This is a genomic window from Salinicola sp. RZ23 (genome assembly GCF_003206675.1).
Lineage (GTDB): Bacteria > Pseudomonadota > Gammaproteobacteria > Pseudomonadales > Halomonadaceae > Salinicola > Salinicola endophyticus.
In genome coordinates this window covers 105,565-126,302 of the sequence record NZ_PZJK01000010.1, presented here as the reverse complement: position 1 = coordinate 126,302, position 20,738 = coordinate 105,565, and the positions used below count along the sequence as shown (strand labels likewise).

The window sequence follows — 20,738 nt, the reverse complement described above, 5'->3', positions numbered from 1 at the left end:
CTCAGGCCCTCCCGAACAGGCCGTAGGGCCGTAGCAGAATGACCACCGCCATCGCGGCATAAATCATCAGACTCGATCCCTGCGGCCACAGGCTGGCCATCAGGCTCTGCACCACGCCCACCATCAGGCCGGCGGCCAGGGCGCCGCCAAATGAGCCCATGCCGCCGATCACCACCACCACGAACGCCACACCGAGGATCTCCGGGCCGAGAAAGGGATTGGCACCGCGCAGCGGCGCGGAGAGCACCCCGGCCAGGCCGGCCAGTGCCACCCCCAGGGCAAAGGTGATCGAGAACAGGCGGAAGATATTGGTGCCGAGCAGCGATACCGTTTCGGTGGATTCGCTGCCGGCGCGTACCAGGGCGCCGAAGCGGGTGCGCTCCAGCAGTAGCCAGAGGGCCACGGCCACCAGGGCGGCGAAGCCGATCAGGAACAGCCGGTACTGCGGGTAGGCGAAGTGACCCAGTCGCACGATGCCGCGCAGCAGCTCCGGCGTCGGCACGCTCTTGCCCACCGGCCCCCAGAGCATGATCGAGACTTCCTGGATGATCAGCGCAATGCCCAGGGTGACCAGGATCTGGAAGGTGTGCGGCAGATGATAGATACGCCGAATCAGGCTGCGCTCCAGCAGCCACGCCAGCAGCCCCACCGCGAGTGGCGCCAGCAGCAGCGACAGCCAGAAGTTGCCGGTCAGGGTGACCGTGGTGTAGCAGAGGTACGAGCCGAGCAGGAAGAAGGCGCCGTGGGCGAAGTTGACGAAGTTGAGCAGACCGAAGATCAGAGTCAGACCGACCGAGATCAGGAAATAGATCATCCCCAGTCCCAGCCCGTTCAGGATCTGGAAGAGATAGACGTTGAGCATGATGGCACCTCGCCGGGAGCGGAAGTGGTTGATGCCAGGCCGCGGAGGTGACGCTCGTCGCCCCCGCGGCAACGGTCACAGGTGGCAGCCGCTCTGCGCCGGCGACAGGAAGGATTGGCCCGAACTGACGATGTCGGCGTAATCGCTGGCGTCGGTCATCTCGGCGGCACCCTTGCCCTCGAGCAGGTAGTAGTCCTTGAGCACCTGATGGTCGGCGGCGCGAATCGTCTCCTCGCCGGTGGGGCCTTGGTAGGTGCGCCCCTCGAGGGCGTGGATCAGTGTCTCGCCCTGGGTCGCGCCGCTGTCGGCCACCGCCTGCAGCAGCGTCTTGGTCATGGTGTAATCGGCGGCCAGCGGGTAGTTGGGGGTGACGCCGTAGGCTTCTTTGACCTTCTTCACCAGCTCACGGTTGGCGGGGGTGTCGACCTCATGCCAGTACTGGGCACCGAAATAGATGCCGTCGATGTTGTCGTTGCCCAGCTCCTGCAGCTGCTCCAGGCCGGAGGACCACACCATGATGATATCCATCTGCTGGTTGAGCCCGAAGTTGACCGCCTGACGCAGGGCATTCGAGGATTGCGAGCCGAAGTTGAGCAGCACCAGAACGTCGGGGTTGGCGGCCATGGCATTGGTCAGATAGCCGGAGAACTCCTGCTCCTGCAGCGAGTGGTAGCTGTTGCCGACATGTTCCACACCCTTGTCCGCGAAGACCTTCTCGGCATTGCGCAGCAGCGCTTCGCCGAAGACGTACTGGGGGGTGATGGTATAGAAGCGCTTGGCGTCGGGGTGACTGTCGATATAGGGCACCAGGGTCTGCTGGATCGCCCCGTAGGTGGGCACCGACCAGCGGAAGGTGGCGGAGTTGCACTCGCTGCCGGTGATCTCGTCGGCGCCGGCCGGGGTCATGAAGACGCCGCCGGCCGAGTTGACCTCCTTGCCCACCGCCAGCGCGGTCGAGGAGAGCGTCGCGCCGTTGAACAGGCGCGCACCGTTCTGCGCGATCGCTTCCTGGACCTTGCGCACGGCACGCCCGGCATTGCCTTCGGTATCGATGGAGACATAGTCGATCTGGCGGCCCAGCGTGGCGGACATCTCGTCCACCGCCAGCTTGGAGCCCATCTCGGCGTACTTGCCGTAACTGGCATTACTGCCGGAGAGGGATTTGACACCGTAGACGGTGATCGGTGTCTCGTCCTGGGCCTGGCTCGGGCCCGCCGCCAGGCCGAGACCCAGGGTAGCGGCCAGCAGGGTGGCGGGAAGCAGCCGGGTGGAGACCCGCGGGGTGGTAAACCGGTTGGTGGAAGACAGCATGTCGCGTCGCATCATGAACCTCGCAATGATTGTCGTTGTTGTTGCAGAGATTGACCGGGGTGTCGGCCCCCTAGTCGGAGGCCGGAAACCCCTGGCGGGGGTTGACCAGAAACTGGTCGGCGACCTGGCCCTCGAGGGCCGTCATGTGGTGTTCGGCATCGCACATGTGGTCGTGCATCAACTCGCGTACCCGCAGCACGTCCCGCTCGCGCAGGGCCGCGACCAGCTCGACGTGATAGTCGATGTTGGCCTGATCGAACTGCTTGCGCTCCGGCTTGTAGGCCTTCTTCAGCACCACCAGGTCGCGCAGCAGATCGTTGAGGAAACCGCACAAAAAGCGCAGCAGGGGATTGGGGCAGGCACGCGCCAGGATGTTGTGGAACTCGAGCTCCAGCATGCGGTGGTGGCGATGCCCTTCGTCGCCATCGTGAGGCTGGCGGCAGCGCTCGATGTTGGCCTCCAGAGCGACGAAGTCCTCGGGGGCTAGATGGTCGATGACCGAGACGGCCATCTCGACCTCGGCCAGACGTCGCAACTGATAGACCTGGCTGCCATCGAGGTGCTGGAAATGCAGGAAGTTGCGCAGGGCACGGCTGGCGGGGTCGGTGGTGGGGGCCTTGATCAGGGCGCCCCCGCCGGGGCCGGTCTTCAGCGTGATCAACCCCTCCACCTCGAGCACCTTGAGGGTCTCGCGAATGGTCGCCTTGGCGCAGCCATAGTGGGTCATCAGCGCCTTTTCGTTGGGCAGCTTGTCGCCCGGCTGCAACTGGGCGGTGACGATCTCACGCTTGATGTCCTCGCCGATGATGTCGGCCAGCTTGCGACGGCGCGTCGGTTCCGCGGTCATGGGGTGCCTGTCTTTGTATTTATGCGAATAAATATATTAATTCGCGCAAAAGGAGCGGCACGTCAAGACGTCGTCTCCCTGGGAGGCGGCGCACGAGTGCACGTGTCTTGCACCGGCGTGGTGCCGGTGGAGTCGTCGGCATGCTGAAGGCTGTCACTAATCGCTTGTTCGATAACGGGAAGCGGGGTGCTACGTGGCAGTGCGAGGAGGGCGGGGGTGCACCAGAGGGATGAGTCGAGGGATTTTTCGATAGTCGAAAGTTTTCAGGGAGACGTGATCGATGAATATTTTTGTGGCCTGCGGGTGCCGGGAGGTGACCCTGAGCCACCCCGCCTGCCATGCACGTCATCTGCGCGACAGCGCCCCTGTTGCCGCCCCGCCAGCGCCAGGTCGTGGCATATCGACCGCCCCCCTCGCACCCGGTACCGCGAGCCCTGGCGATCACCGCTAATGAATACGGGGGCTCTAATGAATGCGCGGTGCCTCGCCCATGCCCAGCCGCTCCTGGAATTCGGCCACCGCACTCTTGAGCAGCTCCATCAGCCCGGGGATCAGCGCCGCCCCCTGCTCGGGGCCGCTGACGAACTGCTCGACGCTGACATGTACCGCCTCCTGATGGACCACCAGTTTGGCCGCCTTGATCGTGTTCATCACGTCGTTGGCGGTCTCCAGCAGCCGCAGGCGGTTGCTCGAGGCGGCGGCCTGCCACACCCCGGGCAGCATCAGTTGGAAGAAGGCCGGCTCGTCGGCAGCCACGACCAGCACGAACTCCAGATGATCCTGACGCAGGCGTGCTGCCTGTTCGTCCATGGCTTCGATATCGATCTCTTGGGCGCGCAGCCGCTCGATGTAGTGCGCCAGTGGCGTCTGTTCGGATGACATGGTGGCGCTCCGCTAATGAAGTCAATCAGGCTTCGAACGGCAGGCGGCGACGCGCTCGGCGACGCGACCCGGTTCGAATGCGATCCCCACAGTGTAAGCGAGATTGCCGGCCGGAACCTGACCGTATGCGTCGGTGACTTGCTGTCACGGCAGGCGTGGCTGCCCGGTGGCGGTGCGCATGCTACCCTCGCGCCATGTCTGCCAACGCCCCCCAACTCCGCCCCTATCAGACCCAGGCCGTCGACAACGTCATTGCCCACTTTCGCGGCAGTGACGACCCGGCGGTGGTGGTGCTGCCCACGGGGAGCGGCAAGTCGCTGGTGATCGCCGAGCTGGCGCGGCGTGCGCGGGGGCGCGTACTGGTGCTGGCGCACGTGCGTGAGCTGGTCGAGCAGAATCACGCCAAGTATCTCGCCTACGGGCTCGAGGCGGATATCTTCAGCGCTGGCCTCAAGCGCAAGGAGAGCGCACGCCAGGTGGTGTTCGGCTCGGTGCAGTCGGTGGTCAACGGCCTCGAGGCGTTTGCGGCCGGTGACTTCACCTTGCTGGTGATCGACGAGTGCCACCGGGTCGCGCTGCGCCACGGTGGGGCAGAGAGCGAGGTGCAGACGAGCGCCGCGGCCCGGGCGCGGGCATCCTCGAGCTATGCCCAGGTGATCGCTCGGCTGCGCCAGGCACGGCCCAATCTCAAGATTCTGGGTCTGACCGCGACGCCCTACCGGCTGGGAGAGGGCTTTCTTTACTATCGCCACTACCACGGCATGGTGAAGGGGCCGGAGGACGCCTTCTTCCGCGACTGCGTGTTCGAGCAGCCGCTGCGGGTGATGGTGCGCCAGGGCTATCTCGCCGAACCCCGGCGCCTCGACGCCGCCCTGGCGTTCTACGACTTCTCGCACCTCGTGGCGCAGGGCAATGGGCAGTTCGCCGAGCGCGATCTGAACGGCGTGGTGCAGGGCAACCGCGCCACGCCGCAGATCGTGGCCGACGTGATCGAGCGGGCCCGCGATCGCGAGGGCGTGATGATCTTCGCCGCCACCGTGGCCCACGCCGAGGAGGTGCTGGGGCTGCTGCCGGCGGAGGCCAGCGCGCTGGTCACCGGGGCGACGCCGGGGCCGGAGCGCGAGCGTCTGATCGCCGCCTTCAAGGCGCGCGAGCTCAAGTATCTGGTCAACGTGGCGGTACTCACCACCGGTTTCGACGCTCCCCATGTCGATGTGATAGCGATCCTGCGGCCGACCGAGTCGGTGGGGCTCTATCAGCAGATCGTCGGCCGCGGCTTGCGGCTATCGCCCGGCAAGCGCGACTGTCTGGTGCTCGACTATGCCGGCAACCCATGGGATCTCTACGCCCCCGAGATCGATCAGGCGCGCCCGGACAGCGAGAGCGAGCCGGTCCAGGTCGAGTGCCCCGAGTGCGGCTTCGCCAACACCTTCTGGGGTAAGCGCGACGGTGATCTGGTGATCGAACACCACGGCCGCCGCTGCCAGGGGCTGCTATCCACACGCGACGCTGTCGATCGCATCCAACCCGGCGCGCAAAGCGACAGGTCGAACCCGGAAGCGTCAGCCAGTGCCGGCGTGGGGGCGGGCGCCAATGAAAGCCGGGGCGCGGCTTCGGGCGCCAATAAAGGCAAAGGCACGGCTTCGGGCGCCAATAAAGCCAAGGGCGCGGCTTCGGGCGCCAGTAATAAGGTGCAGTGCACCTTTCGCTTCCGCTTCAAGGTGTGTGAGCAGTGCGGCGGCGAGAACGACATCGCTGCACGCGCCTGTGGCCACTGCGGCGAGCGCCTGGTCGACCCCGACGACAAGCTGCGCGATGCGGTCAAGCTCAAGCACGCCAAGGTGCTGAGGGTCAGCGGCATGCAGTTGCAGGCGACCACCAACGGCCGCGGCGTGCCGCGCCTCAAGGTGACTTACCACGATGAGGATGGTGACACCCTGGACGAGTGGTTCGGCCTCGAGACCCGGGGGCAGCGCCATGTCTTCGCGCGGCTCTTCCTGCGCCAGCATCTGCGAGCTCCGGGCAGCGACTGGCAGCCCGCCTCGGCCGAGGAGGCCGCCGCCGAGGCGCATCGCCTGCGGGCACCTGACTTCGTCATCGCGCGCAAGAGCGGGCGCTACTGGCGTCTGGGCGAGAAGCTGTTCGACTATGCCGGGCGCTATCGCACCGCCGAGGCAGCGGATGGCTGAGTGGAGAGAACCGTTCACCGGCTAATTGTTTCACGGAGTCGGGTCGGATTGGCTAGAATGTACAGGCGTTCGTTGGAGCGCCACGCCACTCGATTCAAGGAGCTCGCCATGAGCTGGACGACCCCGGAAGTGAAGGAAATCTGCGTCGGCATGGAAATCAACGACTACATGCCCGCCGAGTTTTGAGCCCGGCAGCAGGTGCACGCGAAGCCGCAGGCCTGCGGCTTCGCGTGCTGGGGGCGGCCGCCGGAGGCGGCTCCCCGCAGTGGAACTGTCGTTGCGAGGTGTGCCGCCTGGCCTGGGCCGGTGACCCGCGCATCACCCCGCGCACGCAATCCTCGATTGCCATCAGTCGCGACGGCGAGCAGTGGGCGCTGATCAACTGCGCCCCCGAGATTCTCGCCCAGATTCGTCACAACCCGGTGCTGCAGCCGCAGCACGGTGACCGCCATACCCCGATTCGCAGCGTGCTGCTGACCAACGCCGACGTCGACCATATCGGCGGGCTGCTCAATCTGCGCGAGCGTTCGCCGTTCCGGCTCCTGGCCACACCGTCGATCCAGGCGGTGCTCAAGGCCAACCCGATCTTCGAGGTGCTCAACGCCGAGTGCGTGACGCGCGAGCCGGTGGCGCTCGAAACCGCCTTCGAACTGCTCGATGGCGTCAGCGCACGGCTGTTCGCGGTGCCGGGCAAGACCGCGCTCTACCTGGAAGGCGACACGGTCGAGATCGGCGTCGAGGGTGAGGATACCGTCGGCGTGGAGTTCATCGGTGCCGGCTCGCGGGTCTATTACATCCCCGGCTGCGCGGCGATGACGCCGAGCCTCGCCGCGCGTCTGGAGGGCGCCGATCTGGTGCTGTTCGATGGCACCCTGTGGCGCGACGACGAGATGATCAGCGCCGGTGTCGGCGTCAAGACCGGGGCACGCATGGGGCATATGTCGATGTCGGGCGACGCGGGCAGTATTGCCGCCTTCGCCGAATTGGCGGTGCGCCGGCGCGTTTTCGTGCATATCAACAACACCAACCCGGTGCTGATCGAGGGCTCGCTGGAGCGCGCCCAGGCCGAGCGCGCGGGTTGGGAAATCGCCTACGACGGCATGGAGCTTGCGTGTCGCAGCTGAAAGTCGAGAACCATCCCGATCTGGTCGAACCCCTGAGCATGGCAGCGCTGGAAGCACGCCTGCGCGAGGTGGGCGAGACCCGCTATCACCATCGTCATCCGTTCCAGCTGATGCTGCAGAACGGCGAGCTGGACAAGCGCCAGGTGCAGGCCTGGGCGCTCAACCGCTATTACTATCAGGCGATGATTCCTATCAAGGACGCCTCCTTGATCGCCCGTCTCGACGATCCCGAGCTGCGTCGTATCTGGCGCGCCCGGCTGGTCGACCATGACGGCGAGGCGCCGGGCGAGGGCGGCATCGCGCGCTGGCTGAAGCTGACCGATGGCCTGGGACTGGGGCGTGAACTAGTGGTCTCGACCCGCGGCATCCTGCCGGCCACACGCTTCGCGGTGGAGGCTTACACCCACTTCGTGCGCGATCGCACGCTGCTGGAAGCGGTGGCCTCCTCGCTCACCGAGCTGTTTTCACCGATGGTGATCGGCCAGCGGGTGCGCGGCATGCTGGCGCACTACGATTTCGTCTCGGCCGAGACCCTGGCCTACTTCGAGCCGCGCCTGACCCAGGCCCCGCGGGATGCCGAGATGGCGCTGGATTACGTCAAGCGCCATGCCCAGCGGGCCGACCAGCAGCAAGCGGTGATCGATGCGCTGCGCTTCAAGTGCAGCGTGCTGTGGGCCATGCTCGATGCGCTCCAGCACGCCTACGTGACGCCAGGTCAAGTCCCGCCGGGCGCCTGGAACGGCGAGCCGGAAATGGGAGGGCAGCCGACATGAATCCATCAGCGCCAGCACTCGCGGAGGACGCGATCGTGCGTCTGCCGCGCGGCGTGAGACTGCGGGAAGACAAGGCCCGCGGCGGCTGGGTGCTGCTCGCCCCGGAGCGCGTGTTCCAGCTCGACCCGGTGGCCCGTGAAGTCCTCGCACGGGTCGACGGCGAGCGCGATATCGGCGCCATCGTCGATGATCTGGCCGCTGCCTTCGCGGCCCCGCGCGAACGCATTCTCGGCGACGTGCGTGCCATGCTCGCCGATCTGATCCTCAAGCAAGTGCTGGAAGTGGCATGAGCCATCTCGATGACCCGGCCCGCCCCGCGCCGCCGCTCGGCATGCTGGCGGAGCTGACCCACCGCTGCCCGCTGCAGTGTCCTTACTGCTCCAATCCGCTCGAACTGACGCGCAAGCGCGACGAACTCGACACGGCGACCTGGCAGCGTGTCTTCGCCGAAGCCGCCGAGCTGGGTGTGCTGCAGGTGCATCTCTCCGGCGGCGAGCCGGCGGCACGGCCGGATCTCGAAGCGCTGGTGGCGAGCTGCGTCGAACACGGGCTCTACACCAATCTGATCACCGCCGGGGTCAATCTCTCGCGGGCGCGACTCGAGGCCCTGGCCGAGGCCGGGCTCGACCATGTGCAGCTCTCGATTCAGGGCGCCAGCGCCGAGGTCAACGACCGCATCGCCAATCTGCCCGGTGCCTTTGCCAAGAAGATGGCCTTCGCCCGCGATGTCACCGCGGTGGGCCTGCCGCTGACCCTCAACAGCGTGATCCACCGGCACAATCTGCACCAGTTGCCCGAGTTGGTGGAGCTCGCGCTCGACCTGGGGGCCCGGCGCCTGGAGATCGCCCACGCCCAGTACTATGGCTGGGCGCTGGAGAACCGCGCCGCGCTGATGCCGCCGCGGGAGCAGGTGATGGATGCGCTCGCGCTGGTCGAGGCGGCGCGTGAACGGCTCGCGGGCAAGCTGGTGATCGATGCCGTGGTGCCGGACTACTATGCGCGCCTGCCCAAGCCATGCATGAACGGCTGGGGGCGGCAGTCGCTCAACGTCACCCCGGCGGGCCGCGTGCTGCCGTGCCACGCGGCGGAGACGATTCCCGGCCTTGCGTTCTGGGACGTGCGCGAGCACGGTCTCGGCGAGATCTGGTACGACAGCCCGGCCTTCAATGCCTATCGCGGTACGGCGTGGATGCCGGATACCTGCCAGAGTTGCGAGCGGCGCGAGATCGACTGGGGCGGCTGTCGCTGTCAGGCGCTCGCGCTCACCGGGGAGGCCAGCCAGATGGACCCGGTGTGCGAGCGTTCGCCCTATCACGACGAGGTCCAGACGCTGGCGATCGTCGATGCCAGCCGCGATGCTGAGTTCCGTTATCGGCGCTTCGGACGTTAGGGGCGCTGACTGGCTTTTCTTGGCCCTGGCACGTCTCACCCCTAGACGTTCTATTCCGCGGCCGCGCTATCCCTTGGGCTTCCATCCCTTGTTAGACTGCCGAATTGGCGTTGAGCGATTTCATCCAGCACCCGGCCGGGAGGCGACATGGGCGTGATCGATTCCGAGCAGGAACCCGATGCCGCCGACGCGGCGTCACCCGAGCAGCTGCCGCTGGATTTCGTGGTACGGGTCAACGGCGAGACGCTGACCCAGCTGCCCGAGGATCTCTATATTCCCCCGGAGGCGCTCAAGGTCTTCCTCGAGACCTTCGAGGGGCCGCTGGATCTGCTGCTCTATCTGATCCGGCGCCATAACCTGGATATCCTGGCGATCAACGTCGCTGCGATCACCCATCAGTACGTCGAGTATGTCGAGCTGATGCAGGCGATGGAGATCGATCTCGCCGGCGAGTATCTGGTGATGGCGGCGATGCTCACCGAGATCAAATCGCGCAGCCTGTTGCCACGACCGCCCAGGGCGGACGCGGACGACGACGAGGAGGACCCCCGCGCCGAGCTGATCCGCCGGCTGCAGGAGTACGAGCAGCTCAAGCTCGCCGCCGAGGAACTCGACGCGCTGCCGCGCCTGGGGCGTGACTGGCATCCGGCCCAGGCGGCGCTGCCCACGCTCACGCCGCGGGTGGTGCATCCGGACGTCGAACTGGGCGAGCTGCTCGGCGCCCTGGGGCAGATGCTCAAGCGTGCCGACCTGCGCCAGTCGCACCGTATCAGCCGCGAGGCGCTGTCGACCCGCGATCGCATGCAGGCGATCATGCAGCGGCTCAGCGCCGATCAATTCACCCCGTTCGAGGCGCTGTTCACCCCCCGCGAAGGGCGCGCCGGGGTGATCGTCACCTTCATGGCGATTCTCGAATTAGCGCGTGAGTCGATGATCGAAATCGTGCAGAATGCGCCGCTCTCGCCGATCCACGTGCGTGCGCGGCTGGCGCTTGAGGCGGGGGTCGAGGCCGCCTTCGACGCCGACGGAATCACGGACGAGGCGGCGGACGAGCCGGTCTTCGCCACCGATACCGAGACGGGCGCGACTGATCCCGGCGCGCCGCCGGGCCGACAGCAGCGATAGCGAAGCGATACCATGAACCGTCTGACCGATCCCTACGTGACGCCGGCGCTCGACGAGATTCTCGAGGCCGTGCTGCTGGCCGCGGGCGAGCCGCTGTCGCTGGAGCGGATCGAAGCGGTGTTCGACGAGGGCAAGCCGCCCTCGCGGGCGGCGATTCGAGAGTCGCTCAACAAGCTCTCCGAGCGCCTGCTCGCGGGGAGTGCGCTGGAGCTGATGGAGTCCGCCTCCGGCTATCAGGTGCGTATTCGTCAGCGCTACTCGCCGTGGGTCTCGCGACTGTGGGACGAGCGTCCGCAGCGCTACTCGCGGGCGCTGCTGGAGACGCTGGCGCTGATCGCCTATCGTCAACCGGTGACCCGCGGCGACATCGAGGAGGTGCGCGGCGTGGCGGTGTCGAGCTCGATCATGCGGACCCTGGTCGAGCGCGGCTGGATTCGTGCCGTGGGCCAGCGTGACGTCCCCGGGCGCCCGGCAGTGTATGCCACCACCCGGGCGTTTCTCGATGCCCTGGGGCTTAAGAGTCTCGATGCGCTACCGCCGATGCACGAGCTGAAGCACTTCGAGACCTTCGAGACCGCGCTGTCCACGGAGGATGCCGCGAGCGCTGACAGCGCACCCGGAGCAGAGACCGAGAGCCCCGGGGCGGAGAGCGAGATGCCCGCGGTGGAGAGTGATACGCCGAGCGGCGATGAACAGACAGTATCTTCGGCAGCGTCGGCACTCTCCGACGCAGGCGAGCACGCCGAGACGGCGTCCCCCGGCCAGTCGTTGAGTTTTGCCGAGCTCGACGCACGACTGGCCGAACGCGCCCGCCAGCGCCAGGCCGCGGAGCCAGACTCCACGGCCGACGTCACGGACGCGGACACCCCGGAAGCCTCGGACGAACAGGATCCCTGAGCCTGGCTTCCCGCAGCCGATGAGGCATCGATAGACCCATGACAGACACCAATACCGAAAAACTGCAGAAAGTGCTGGCCCGGGCCGGCTACGGCTCGCGCCGTGAGATGGAGACCGCGATCGGCGCCGGGCGCGTCAAGGTCAATGGCAGTGTCGCCACCCTGGGCGACCGGGTCGGCGCGCGTGACCGGGTTACCCTCGACGACCGCCCGGTCAACCTGCGCGCCACCGACGAGGTGCCGCGCCGGGTGATCATGTACAACAAGCCGGAAGGCGAGCTGTGCACGCGCAAGGACCCGGAAGGGCGACGCACCGTGTTCGAGCGGCTGCCGCGTCTGAAGGGCGAGCGCTGGATCGCGATCGGTCGTCTCGACATCAACACCAGCGGGTTGCTGCTGTTCACCACCGACGGCGAGCTGGCCAACCGGCTGATGCACCCGTCGCACCAGATCGAGCGTGAGTACGCCGTGCGCGTCATGGGCGAGGTGCAGCGCGAGCACGTGGTCAACATGGTCGAGGGTGTGATGCTCGAGGATGGCCCGGCGCGCTTCACCGACGTTCAGGAGTTCGGCGGCGAAGGCATCAACACCTGGTTCCACGTGGTGATCCTCGAAGGGCGCAACCGAGAGGTGCGCCGGCTGTGGGAGTCCCAGGGGCTGACCGTGAGCCGGCTCAAGCGCGTGCGCTACGGCAATATCTTTCTCGACAAGCGCGCCAAGGCTGGCGAGTGGCTCGAACTCTCCCAGGACGAGATCGACGAACTCTCCAACATGGCCGGGCTGGAGCCGCGCAAGGTGCCGGAGCTGACCCCGGATGAGAAGAATCGCTGGAGCCGCGACAAGAACAAGCGGCGCCCGGTCACGGCGATGAAAAAACCGCGGCGGCCGCGGCGCGACGCCTGACGTCTTGGCGGCTTGACCGATGCCGGGCCAGCGTCTCCTCGACGCTGGTTCGTCTCGTCGCCTTGGCGTGTGCTTGGCATCAGCGGCGTGGTGCAGAGTCGGTGCAGGTGGGTGAGAAAAAACGCTTGCCTGCTCCGGGGCTTACCAGTAATATGTGCGCCCAGTCGGTAAGGGTCGTTAGCTCAGTTGGTAGAGCAGTTGGCTTTTAACCAATTGGTCGTAGGTTCGAATCCTACACGACCCACCACCGCCGACGGGTCGATGCAGTTTGCAAGTTTTGGGTCGTTAGCTCAGTTGGTAGAGCAGTTGGCTTTTAACCAATTGGTCGTAGGTTCGAATCCTACACGACCCACCATCGATCTCCCCCCTCGCCGTTTTTCGGCAAGCGACTCGACACCTTCGTCGGTCGTGTGCAATGGGTCGTTAGCTCAGTTGGTAGAGCAGTTGGCTTTTAACCAATTGGTCGTAGGTTCGAATCCTACACGACCCACCATTGCTTCTTTGTTTTCGCTCTCCCTCGCACGTCGTTCCGTTTCCAGTTGCCCACTTCCCATTGCCCGTTTCCTATTGACCCACGGCCTGCGGTGTCTGCGTTGTCGCGTCTGTCGATACGGCAGGTGAGCGCGCGGCGCCACGTGGCATGTAACTGTGATAGAGATGGGGGATTCGCCGAGGAGAATCGCCATGCCCCCAGGGTCACTCGACCACACCGCTTCCCGTGCCGCCGGCTACCGCCACGCCGAGGAGCCGATCGGTAGCGTCACCGATGCCTACTCGGGTCACCTGACTCCGGATCTGGCGGTGGCGACCTATCGCAATATCCAGCGGCTGTTTCCGTCGCGCACCATCGCCGCTGGCGGGCCGGTGCGTGAGTTGTCGCGCTCGCCCAGGGGGCTGGGCGAGATCAGCGTGGCGGTGGCCGATGAGCGCTACGACCTCTACGACTATCTGGCGCTGAACAGCGTCACCGGCCTGCTGGTGCTGCACCGTGGGCAGATCCGCTACGAGACCTATCAGCGTGGCAACGGCCCCGATACCCGCTGGATGTCGATGTCGGTGGCCAAGTCGGTGACGTCGACGCTCGCCGGTATGGCGATCCACGACGGTGCCATCGCCGAGGGGCTGGCTGCGCGGGTGGGCGACTACGTTCCGGCGCTGGCCGGCAGTGCCTATACCGAGGTGACCCTGCGCGAGCTGCTGATGATGGCTTCCGGGGTGGGCTGGAACGAGACCTACACCGACCCCGGCTCAGACCGTCGAGCGCTGCTGGCGGCCCAGCTCGAACAGCGCCCTGGAGCGGCGATGGCGGTAATGGCGAAGCTGCCGCGGGTGGCACCGCCGGGCACGCGGCACAACTACAGTACCGGCGAGACCCAGATCCTGGCGGAGATGGTCAGCCGCGCCGTGGGGTGCCCGCTGGCCGACTACCTGGCCCAGAAACTGTGGCAACCCTTCGGCATGGAGGCGGATGCCACCTGGTGGCTGGCGTCGCCCCAGGGTATCGAGATCGGCGGCAGCGGTATCGCCGCGACCCTGCGCGACTACGCCCGCTTCGGCCAGTTCCTGCTCGAAGGCGGCTGCGTGGCGGGGACGTCTCTGCTGCCGGCGGGCTGGATCGCCGAAGCCACGCAACCGAGCGTTCTCGTCGGCGGCGAGTCGGTCGACTACGGCTACATGTGGTGGAGCGGCTGGACCGAGCCTTCGCGCCGCGACCGCGCCTTCGCCGCGCGCGGCATCCATGGTCAGTATCTCTACGTCAATCCGCGCCGCGAGCTGGTGATCGTGCAGCACGCCGCGGCCCCCAAGCCGATGGGGCGGATGGTGATCGAACCGATGCGGCTGTTCGATGCGGTCGCTGCCGCGCTGACGGATGGGTAGGTCGAGCAGCGGCTGCCGATGGCACTGCGTCGAGGCGTTGTCAGAAGTTCTGCATCGCGTCGCGATAGTCGAGAAAATCCTTACGCCGCTGCTCGATCCGGCTCGCCATGGCGTAGTCGCCGCTGCGTTTGGCACTCCTGCTGGCCGAGTCGAGCTGGCGGATCGCGGTGTCGATCTGCCCCTCCAGCTGCAGCTGTTCGGCCCGTGCCAGCTGGCCCCAGACCTCGCGCCCGCTGCGACCGGCGGCTTCGGCCAGCAGGCCGAACACGTTGGGGTCTTCGGGGTACTGTTCGCTCATGCTGCGTAGCACGTCGAAGGCCTGGTCCGGCTGCATCTGCAAAAGCGCTTCCGCCTCGACCCACTGCGCCGGGAAGTAGCCTGGGGAGAGCCGCAGGATGCGCCGCGCGCGCGCCAGGGCGCCGGGGCGGTCGTTGGCCTCGAAGGCGATCTGTGCCGCGGTGGCGGGAATCATCGATAGATCCGGGTGGGTCTTGGCCAGTGCATCGAGTGTCGCCAGCGCTTCGCTGTAGTGGGCTTGCCGGGCCGCCAGCAGCGCCTTCAGGTAGCGCACCGCCGCCTCGGGCGGGTGATCCTGCTCGAGTTCGGTGAGCGCCTGGGAGGGCGTGTTCTGGTTGAGCAGCACCAGCGCGCGGGCGCGCACCATGGCGTAGGCCGTGTCGTCGTGGGCGGGCGGCGAGGGCAGCTGGTCGGCACGCGCCTGGGTGTCGCTGATGCGCGATTCGGTGACCGGGTGGGTGAGCAGAAACTCCGGTGGGTTGCCGCCCTGCAGCGTGGCCAGCTTCTGCAGCGAGCGGAACATCTTCGGCATCGCCTGCGGGTCGAAGCCGGCCTTGGCCATGGCGTTGAGCCCTACGCGGTCGGCCTCCTGCTCGAAGCGCCGCGAGTAGGCCAGCTGGTCCTGGGCGAAGGCGGCGGTGGAGCCGACCATGGTCGCCAGGCCGGCGCCACCGCCGCCGCCAGCGGCGATGATCATCCCCGCGAGCATGGCGGCCATGGTCGGTAGCTGGGTCTGCTCGATGCGTGCCATGCGCCGGGCATAGTGGCGCTGGGCCAGGTGGCCCAGCTCGTGGGCCAGTACCGCGGCGAACTCGTCCTCGTCCGGGGCCGAGGCGAACAGGCCGGCGTTGACCCCGACGATACCGCCGGGCACGGCGAAGGCGTTGAGCAGGCGGCTATCGATCAGCGTGACAACCAGTTGGTCGTCGACGCCGCTGTAGGGCACCAGCCGAGCGAGTAGCGACTGGATGTAGGTCTGGGCGATGGGGTCCTGCCAGGGGTCGGTATGGGCGCGGAACTGGCGTAGCCAGGCGCGGCCGAGGCGATGCTCGTCGCTGGTGGTGACGGTGGCGCTGGTACTGCCCATGTCCGGCAGCTGATAGCTGCCCATGCCAGGCAGCTGAGGGTTCTGCTGTGCTTGGACTGGCGCCCCGGTGAGCCCGAGAGCGGCGGCGGCCAGCGAGCCCAGCAGCAGTCTGCGCGATGCGCGCGCATGCAATCTCTTGATCATCGACCTTCTCGTATGGACGCCGACGAAAGCGACGGAAGTCGTTGTCGGTTCTGCGCTATGATGCCTTCGACCGCAGCCTGTGGCAGACGTTGCCTGCAAACCCCAGGGTATGCAACTGTCGCCACGGTGCCCACTCAACCGATGCAGGAAGTGTCATGTCTCACGCCCCCGATCATTGGCTCGACGCCTCGGGTCTGAGCTGTCCGTTACCACTGCTCAAGGCCAAGCAGGCGCTTGCCGGCATGCAGCCGGGGGAGCTGCTCGAAGTGGTCGCGACCGACGCCGGCTCGTGGCAGGATTTTGCCAGTTTCGCCGCACACAGCCGACATACGCTGGTCGACCGCACGGCCGAGGCGGGCAGCTACCGTTACTGGCTGCGCAAGATGGGTAAGGATAGCGAGGCATGAGTTTGAAAGGCGTATTGCGGCAGTGGTTCGAGCGCTACCTCTCCGACGAACAGGCGATCGTCCTGCTGGCGCTGCTGATCGGCGGTTTCGCCGTGGTGATCTGGATGGGGCAGGCGCTGGCGCCCTTTTTCACCGCGCTGGTCGTGGCCTTTCTGCTGCAGGGGGTGGTGGGCTGGCTCGAACGTCGCGGGCTGCCGCGCCTGCTGGCGGTGGGGCTGGTGTTCCTGCTCTTCCTCGGTGCGCTGCTGGCGCTGGCGCTGGTCGTGCTGCCGCTGGTGTGGAATCAGCTGATGGAGCTGGTGCAGGAGGCGCCGCGCATGTTCGCCAGCAGCCAGCTCTGGCTCGACGAGCTGCAGGCGCGCTATCCCACGGTGGTGACGCCGGATCAGATCCAGGGCTGGATCGCCTCCGCCGGGCGCCAGGCTTCCACCCTGGGCCAGCGTGCGCTGACCCTGTCGCTCGCCTCGCTGGGCAGTCTGATGGCGCTGATCATCTATCTGGTGCTGGTGCCGATCCTGGTCTTCTTCATGCTCAAGGATCGCGAACGCCTGGTCGCCTTCCTGCTTTCGCTGCTGCCGCGCCAGCGCACCCTGATGACCCGGGTGTGGCAGGAGATGGACGACCAGATCGCCAACTACGTGCGTGGCAAGACCATCGAGATCATCATCGTCGGCAGCGTTGCCTTCATCACCTTCTGGGCCTTCGGGCTGCCCTACGCGGCGCTGCTCGGGCTGATGGTGGGGCTATCGGTACTGGTGCCCTATATCGGCGCCGCGGTGGCCACGCTACCGGTCGCCGCGGTAGCGGGCTTTCACTTCGGCATGGGCGAGCAGTTCTTCTACGTGCTGCTGGCCTACGCCATTCTGCAGGCGCTGGACGGCAACGTGCTGGTGCCGATCCTGTTCTCGGAAGCGGTCGATCTGCACCCGGTCTCGATCATCCTGGCGGTGCTCTTCTTCGGCGGGCTGTGGGGCTTCTGGGGCATCTTCTTCGCCATCCCCCTGGCGACCTTGATCAAGGCGCTGGTCCAGGCCTGGCCGCGCGGTATCGCCAGCCAGGCCGAGATCAATTCCCAATGAGGGTGTTCAGCCGTTGAGTTCCTGGGCCGCGGCGAGCACCTCGTCGACGTGGCCCGGTACCTTGACCCCGCGCCACTCGCGGGCGAGCTTGCCCTCGGCGTCGATCAGGAAGGTGCTGCGTTCCACGCCCAGGTGCTCCTTGCCATACATCTTCTTGAGCTTGATCACGTCGAACTGACGGCACAGCGCTTCGTCGCGATCCGAGATCAGCTCGAACGGAAAGCCCTGCTTGGCCTTGAAGTTCTCGTGCGCCTTGAGACCGTCCCGGGAGACCCCGACCACTACGGTATTGGCGGCGCGGAAGGCGTCGATGTTGTCGCGGAAGTCGCCCCCTTCGGTGGTACAGCCGGGGGTGCTGTCCTTGGGATAGAAGTAGATCACCACCTGTTGGCCGCGATAGTCGCTGAGGCGGAAGGTGGTGTCGCTGGTGGCGTCGGCGGTGAAGTCCTCGACCGGTTGTCCGATGCTGAGTGTCATGCTGGCCTCCCATGAGCTGTGACGACGTGGAAACAGGGGCAGGCGTCGACGGGTCATGCGAGTCGGCGTGCCACTGGCATCGAACGATAGCCGATCTCGGCGGTCAATGCTCGGTGGCGCTGCCGTGGCATCGGCGCTGGCTCCGCGATGGGCAGCAGGGGCGGCGGCGCGGCTGTACAGGCCGCGGTAGCCTGAGTACCATTCGGTGTTTGCGAAATTTGCGTAGCGCGGGCAGTGCCGCGGGCGTCCGTAGCGGCCTATCGGGCCTGGCGATGGTCTCCATTCTCGGCCCGCGTCTTGGAATCCTGTGTCAGGCCCATGCGCCCGTCAGGTCATAAGGGAGAGAACCGCAACATGATCACAGGCAGCATCGTCGCCTTGGCGACACCGATGAAGGCCGGAGGCGAGATCGACTGGGAGGCGCTGCGTCGTCTGGTGAATTTCCATCTCGATCAGGGGACCGACGCCATCGTCGCCGCCGGCACCACCGGTGAGCCGACCACCATGTCGTTCGCCGAGCACTTCGACGTGATCCGCACCGTGGTGGAAGAGGTCGGTGGGCGCATTCCGGTGATCGCCGGGACCGGGGCCAACAACACCGCCGAGGCGGTGGAGCTGGCGCGCTACGCCAGCGAGGTCGGTGCCGACTGCTGCCTGTCCGTGGCGCCCTACTACAACAAGCCGACTCAGGAAGGTTTGTACCAGCACTTCAAGGCGGTCGCCGAAGCCAGCGAGCTGCCGATCATTCTCTACAACGTGCCGGGGCGCACCTGCTCGGATATCTACAACGAGACCGTCTTCCGTCTCGCCGAGCTGGAGCGCATCGTCGGGCTCAAGGATGCCACCGGCAACCTGGAGCGAGCCGAGGAGCTGATCGAGCGTCTCAAGGGCAGCGACTTCGCGCTCTACTCCGGCGATGATCCCACCGCCTGTGACTTCATGCTGATGGGCGGCCATGGCGACATCTCGGTGACCGCCAACGTCGCGCCCAAGGCGATGCACGAGCTGTGCGTGGCCGCCGCCGGCGGCAACCACGAGCGAGCCCACCAGATCAACGCGCGCCTGGCGCCGCTGCACACCGCGCTGGGGATCGAGTCCAACCCGATCCCGGTGAAGTGGGCGCTCAACCGCATGGGCTACGCCGACAAGGGCATTCGCCTGCCGCTGACCTGGCTCTCCGAGCGCTACCACGGCAGCGTCGGCGAGGCGCTGCAGCTGGCCGGGATCGAGACCGCGTGAGCCGGCCCGAGCCGCATGCCGGATGCCGAATAGACTTGCTTCGAACAAAGGTGGATGCATGAAGCCCATCCTCAAAGGGATGCCCCTGGTGCTGTGCGCGACGCTGACGCTGTCGGGCTGTGGCCTGTTCCAGGATGGTTACTACTACAATCGCGACGACGAGTATCGCGATGCCAAGATGAGCCAGCCGCTGCAGCTGCCGTCGTCGAGCAACCCGATCCGCTACCAGGACTCGATGCCGGTGCCCCAGGCGGACAGCGACTTCATGGCGTCCGAGGATAGCGATGCGCCGCGGCCGCAGCCGCTGGCCGCGGGGCCGAGCGAGGATCAGCCGTTCGTCGAGGCGCGCCAGGCGGGCAACGAGCGTTGGCTGCTGGTCAACGCCGCGCCGGCCAGCGTGTGGCCGCGTCTGCAGGGCTTCGCCGTCGACCACGGCGTGCGTGCCACCAACATCGACGCCGCCAAGGGCCGCATCCAGACCGAGCAGGGTGCGATCAGTCTGCGTCAGGGCTTGCGTAGCGGTACCAGTGAGGTGCGCTGTGACATCGGTGATGCCGGCCGCTGCCTGAGCGGGATCAAGGCCTATCTGGAAGCCAGCGGCGCCAGCGACAGCGGCGTTTCCCTGGCGGCCCAACCGCTCGACCAGAGCGAGCGGGTCAAGCTGGTCAACCGTGACGGCACCTGGCAGCTCAATCTCGCCCTGGACACCAACCGCGCCTGGTCCGAGCTCTACTATCAGCTCCAGAACGGCTTCGACTCGCAGCGGCTCAAGCTGGTCGACCAGAACCGCAGCGCCGGCGAATTCTTCGTCGACTATCGCCCTGCGGATCAGGGCGGCGGCTGGTTCGACTGGTTCGGCGGCGGTGGCGACGACTATCGCTCGTATCGCTTGAAACTGGTCTCCCAGGCGGCGCTCACCTCGGTGACCGTGACCGATCCCAAAGGCAAGCCGGTGCCGCCTGTCCAGGCGCGCGACCTGCTCGACGCCATCGCCGCGACCCTGCGCTGATGGCGGGCGAGTCGCCGCTGGCGCCGGGGGCTGCGCCCGGGCTCTACTTCGCCTCGCTGGGCAGTGGCAGCAAGGGCAACGCCACCCTGGTCAGCGACGGCGAGACGCTGATCCTGGTCGACTGCGGCTTCGGCATGCGCGAGGCCGAGCGGCGCATGGCGCGGCTCGGCGTGCATCCGCGCCAGCTCTCGGCGTTGCTGGTGACCCATGAGCACAGCGACCATATCACCGGTGTCGGGGCCCTGGCGCGGCGCTATCGCCTGCCGGTGCACCTCAGCGCCGGCAGCTGGCTCTCGGGCAAGCTCGGTGAGGTGCCCCAGCTCGATCTGCTCACGCCCCAGGCGCGCTTCGCCATCGGCGGGCTGGAGATCGATCCGGTGACCGTGCCCCACGACGCCCGCGAACCGATCCAGTTCCGGATCCGCGCCCAGGCGCGCAGCCTGGGGCTGCTGACCGATCTCGGCCACCCCACGGCCCATGTGGTCGAGGCGTTTCGCCACTGCGACGCGCTCTTTCTCGAATGCAACCATGACCCGCGCATGCTCGCCGAGGGGCCCTATCCGCCCCACCTGAAGCGCCGTGTCGCCGGGCGCTGGGGGCATCTGGCCAACGCCCAGGCGGCGACTCTGCTGCAGCGGCTGGGCCTGGATCGGCTGGAGCGGATTGTGTGCTCGCACCTCTCGGCGCAAAATAATCACCCCGAACGCGTCCTGGAAGCGCTGACGCCGCTGCTCGACGGCGACGAGTCGCGGCTGATGATCTCGACCCAGGACCACGGCACCGACTGGCAGCGGGTGGCCTGAACAGGCCGTCCGTTGC

The 20,738-nt window shown here is 66.7% G+C and carries 21 protein-coding genes and 3 tRNA genes; 18 read left to right on the top strand and 6 right to left on the bottom strand.

The window, feature by feature from the left end:
* Position 1: 1 nt before the first annotated feature.
* The 4 genes from DOM67_RS11125 to DOM67_RS11110 form a co-directional block, all read right to left on the bottom strand.
* Entirely contained in the window at positions 2 to 862 is an 861-nt protein-coding gene (locus DOM67_RS11125; protein WP_110675822.1) for a branched-chain amino acid ABC transporter permease, read from the bottom strand.
* A 75-nt stretch (positions 863 to 937) separates the two neighbouring features.
* Positions 938 to 2,173, bottom strand: coding sequence for an ABC transporter substrate-binding protein (locus DOM67_RS11120; RefSeq protein ID WP_110675908.1), 1,236 nt, complete (start codon positions 2,171 to 2,173; stop codon positions 938 to 940).
* Between the two features lie 70 nt (positions 2,174 to 2,243).
* Positions 2,244 to 3,020 (bottom strand): FCD domain-containing protein, encoded by a 777-nt coding sequence (locus DOM67_RS11115; RefSeq protein WP_110675820.1) that lies wholly within the window; start codon positions 3,018 to 3,020, stop codon positions 2,244 to 2,246.
* A gap of 465 nt (positions 3,021 to 3,485) precedes the next feature.
* On the bottom strand, positions 3,486 to 3,902 hold the full coding sequence (locus DOM67_RS11110) for a hypothetical protein (protein WP_110675818.1): 417 nt from the start codon (positions 3,900 to 3,902) through the stop codon (positions 3,486 to 3,488).
* A gap of 194 nt (positions 3,903 to 4,096) precedes the next feature.
* Here DOM67_RS11110 and DOM67_RS11105 point away from each other — a divergent pair, with 194 nt between their 5' ends.
* The 13 genes from DOM67_RS11105 (at position 4,097) to DOM67_RS11045 (ending at position 14,180) form a co-directional block, all read left to right on the top strand.
* Positions 4,097 to 6,091 carry a DEAD/DEAH box helicase gene (locus DOM67_RS11105; RefSeq protein ID WP_110675816.1) on the top strand — a complete coding sequence of 665 codons (1,995 nt, stop codon included), beginning with the start codon at positions 4,097 to 4,099 and terminating at the stop codon, positions 6,089 to 6,091.
* A gap of 57 nt (positions 6,092 to 6,148) precedes the next feature.
* Positions 6,149 to 6,277: a pyrroloquinoline quinone precursor peptide PqqA gene (gene pqqA / locus DOM67_RS19995; protein ID WP_198651791.1), complete on the top strand. Its 129-nt coding sequence runs from the start codon at positions 6,149 to 6,151 to the stop codon at positions 6,275 to 6,277.
* A gap of 44 nt (positions 6,278 to 6,321) precedes the next feature.
* On the top strand, positions 6,322 to 7,215 hold the full coding sequence (gene pqqB, locus DOM67_RS11095; RefSeq protein ID WP_232825225.1) for a pyrroloquinoline quinone biosynthesis protein PqqB: 894 nt from the start codon (positions 6,322 to 6,324) through the stop codon (positions 7,213 to 7,215).
* Entirely contained in the window at positions 7,203 to 7,988 is a 786-nt protein-coding gene (pqqC, locus tag DOM67_RS11090) for a pyrroloquinoline-quinone synthase PqqC (protein ID WP_232825224.1), read from the top strand. The genes pqqB and pqqC overlap by 13 nt, the downstream gene beginning before the upstream one ends.
* Positions 7,985 to 8,278 carry a pyrroloquinoline quinone biosynthesis peptide chaperone PqqD gene (pqqD, locus tag DOM67_RS11085; RefSeq protein ID WP_110675814.1) on the top strand — a complete coding sequence of 98 codons (294 nt, stop codon included), beginning with the start codon at positions 7,985 to 7,987 and terminating at the stop codon, positions 8,276 to 8,278. Before pqqC ends, pqqD begins: the two co-directional genes overlap by 4 nt.
* The gene (pqqE, locus tag DOM67_RS11080) at positions 8,275 to 9,378 is read left to right on the top strand and encodes a pyrroloquinoline quinone biosynthesis protein PqqE (RefSeq protein ID WP_110675812.1); all 1,104 of its coding nucleotides are present in this window, start codon (positions 8,275 to 8,277) and stop codon (positions 9,376 to 9,378) included. The genes pqqD and pqqE overlap by 4 nt, the downstream gene beginning before the upstream one ends.
* Positions 9,379 to 9,525: 147 nt before the next feature.
* Entirely contained in the window at positions 9,526 to 10,503 is a 978-nt protein-coding gene (locus DOM67_RS11075) for a ScpA family protein (RefSeq protein ID WP_110675810.1), read from the top strand.
* Between the two features lie 12 nt (positions 10,504 to 10,515).
* Positions 10,516 to 11,400 carry an SMC-Scp complex subunit ScpB gene (gene scpB, locus DOM67_RS11070; protein ID WP_110675808.1) on the top strand — a complete coding sequence of 295 codons (885 nt, stop codon included), beginning with the start codon at positions 10,516 to 10,518 and terminating at the stop codon, positions 11,398 to 11,400.
* Between the two features lie 38 nt (positions 11,401 to 11,438).
* Positions 11,439 to 12,302, top strand: a complete 864-nt coding sequence (gene rluB, locus DOM67_RS11065; protein ID WP_110675805.1) for a 23S rRNA pseudouridine(2605) synthase RluB — start codon at positions 11,439 to 11,441, stop codon at positions 12,300 to 12,302.
* Between the two features lie 171 nt (positions 12,303 to 12,473).
* A tRNA-Lys gene (locus tag DOM67_RS11060) sits at positions 12,474 to 12,549 on the top strand.
* A gap of 32 nt (positions 12,550 to 12,581) precedes the next feature.
* Positions 12,582 to 12,657 (top strand) — tRNA-Lys (locus DOM67_RS11055).
* Between the two features lie 62 nt (positions 12,658 to 12,719).
* A tRNA-Lys gene (locus DOM67_RS11050) sits at positions 12,720 to 12,795 on the top strand.
* A gap of 191 nt (positions 12,796 to 12,986) precedes the next feature.
* Positions 12,987 to 14,180, top strand: a complete 1,194-nt coding sequence (locus DOM67_RS11045; RefSeq protein ID WP_110675804.1) for a serine hydrolase — start codon at positions 12,987 to 12,989, stop codon at positions 14,178 to 14,180.
* A 40-nt stretch (positions 14,181 to 14,220) separates the two neighbouring features.
* Here DOM67_RS11045 and DOM67_RS11040 read toward each other — a convergent pair whose 3' ends face one another.
* Positions 14,221 to 15,708, bottom strand: coding sequence for a M48 family metalloprotease (locus tag DOM67_RS11040; RefSeq protein ID WP_232825223.1), 1,488 nt, complete (start codon positions 15,706 to 15,708; stop codon positions 14,221 to 14,223).
* Between the two features lie 155 nt (positions 15,709 to 15,863).
* Between DOM67_RS11040 and DOM67_RS11035 the strand changes: the two genes are divergently transcribed.
* Together DOM67_RS11035 and DOM67_RS11030 are read left to right on the top strand one after the other, a co-directional pair.
* Complete coding sequence (locus tag DOM67_RS11035; protein ID WP_110675802.1) at positions 15,864 to 16,115, top strand: sulfurtransferase TusA family protein; 252 nt, start codon at positions 15,864 to 15,866, stop codon at positions 16,113 to 16,115.
* Complete coding sequence (locus tag DOM67_RS11030; protein ID WP_110675800.1) at positions 16,112 to 17,194, top strand: AI-2E family transporter; 1,083 nt, start codon at positions 16,112 to 16,114, stop codon at positions 17,192 to 17,194. The genes DOM67_RS11035 and DOM67_RS11030 overlap by 4 nt, the downstream gene beginning before the upstream one ends.
* Before the next feature lie 6 nt (positions 17,195 to 17,200).
* Here DOM67_RS11030 and DOM67_RS11025 read toward each other — a convergent pair whose 3' ends face one another.
* Positions 17,201 to 17,671 carry a peroxiredoxin gene (locus DOM67_RS11025; RefSeq protein WP_110675798.1) on the bottom strand — a complete coding sequence of 157 codons (471 nt, stop codon included), beginning with the start codon at positions 17,669 to 17,671 and terminating at the stop codon, positions 17,201 to 17,203.
* Between the two features lie 354 nt (positions 17,672 to 18,025).
* Here DOM67_RS11025 and dapA point away from each other — a divergent pair, with 354 nt between their 5' ends.
* From dapA to DOM67_RS11010, 3 genes are read left to right on the top strand one after another with little or no spacing between them, the layout of a single operon-like run.
* On the top strand, positions 18,026 to 18,910 hold the full coding sequence (gene dapA / locus DOM67_RS11020) for a 4-hydroxy-tetrahydrodipicolinate synthase (RefSeq protein WP_110675796.1): 885 nt from the start codon (positions 18,026 to 18,028) through the stop codon (positions 18,908 to 18,910).
* Positions 18,911 to 18,968: 58 nt separating this feature from the next.
* Positions 18,969 to 19,919, top strand: coding sequence for an outer membrane protein assembly factor BamC (bamC, locus tag DOM67_RS11015; RefSeq protein ID WP_110675794.1), 951 nt, complete (start codon positions 18,969 to 18,971; stop codon positions 19,917 to 19,919).
* Positions 19,919 to 20,722: an MBL fold metallo-hydrolase gene (locus DOM67_RS11010; protein ID WP_110675792.1), complete on the top strand. Its 804-nt coding sequence runs from the start codon at positions 19,919 to 19,921 to the stop codon at positions 20,720 to 20,722. The genes bamC and DOM67_RS11010 overlap by 1 nt, the downstream gene beginning before the upstream one ends.
* Positions 20,723 to 20,738 lie beyond the last annotated feature (16 nt).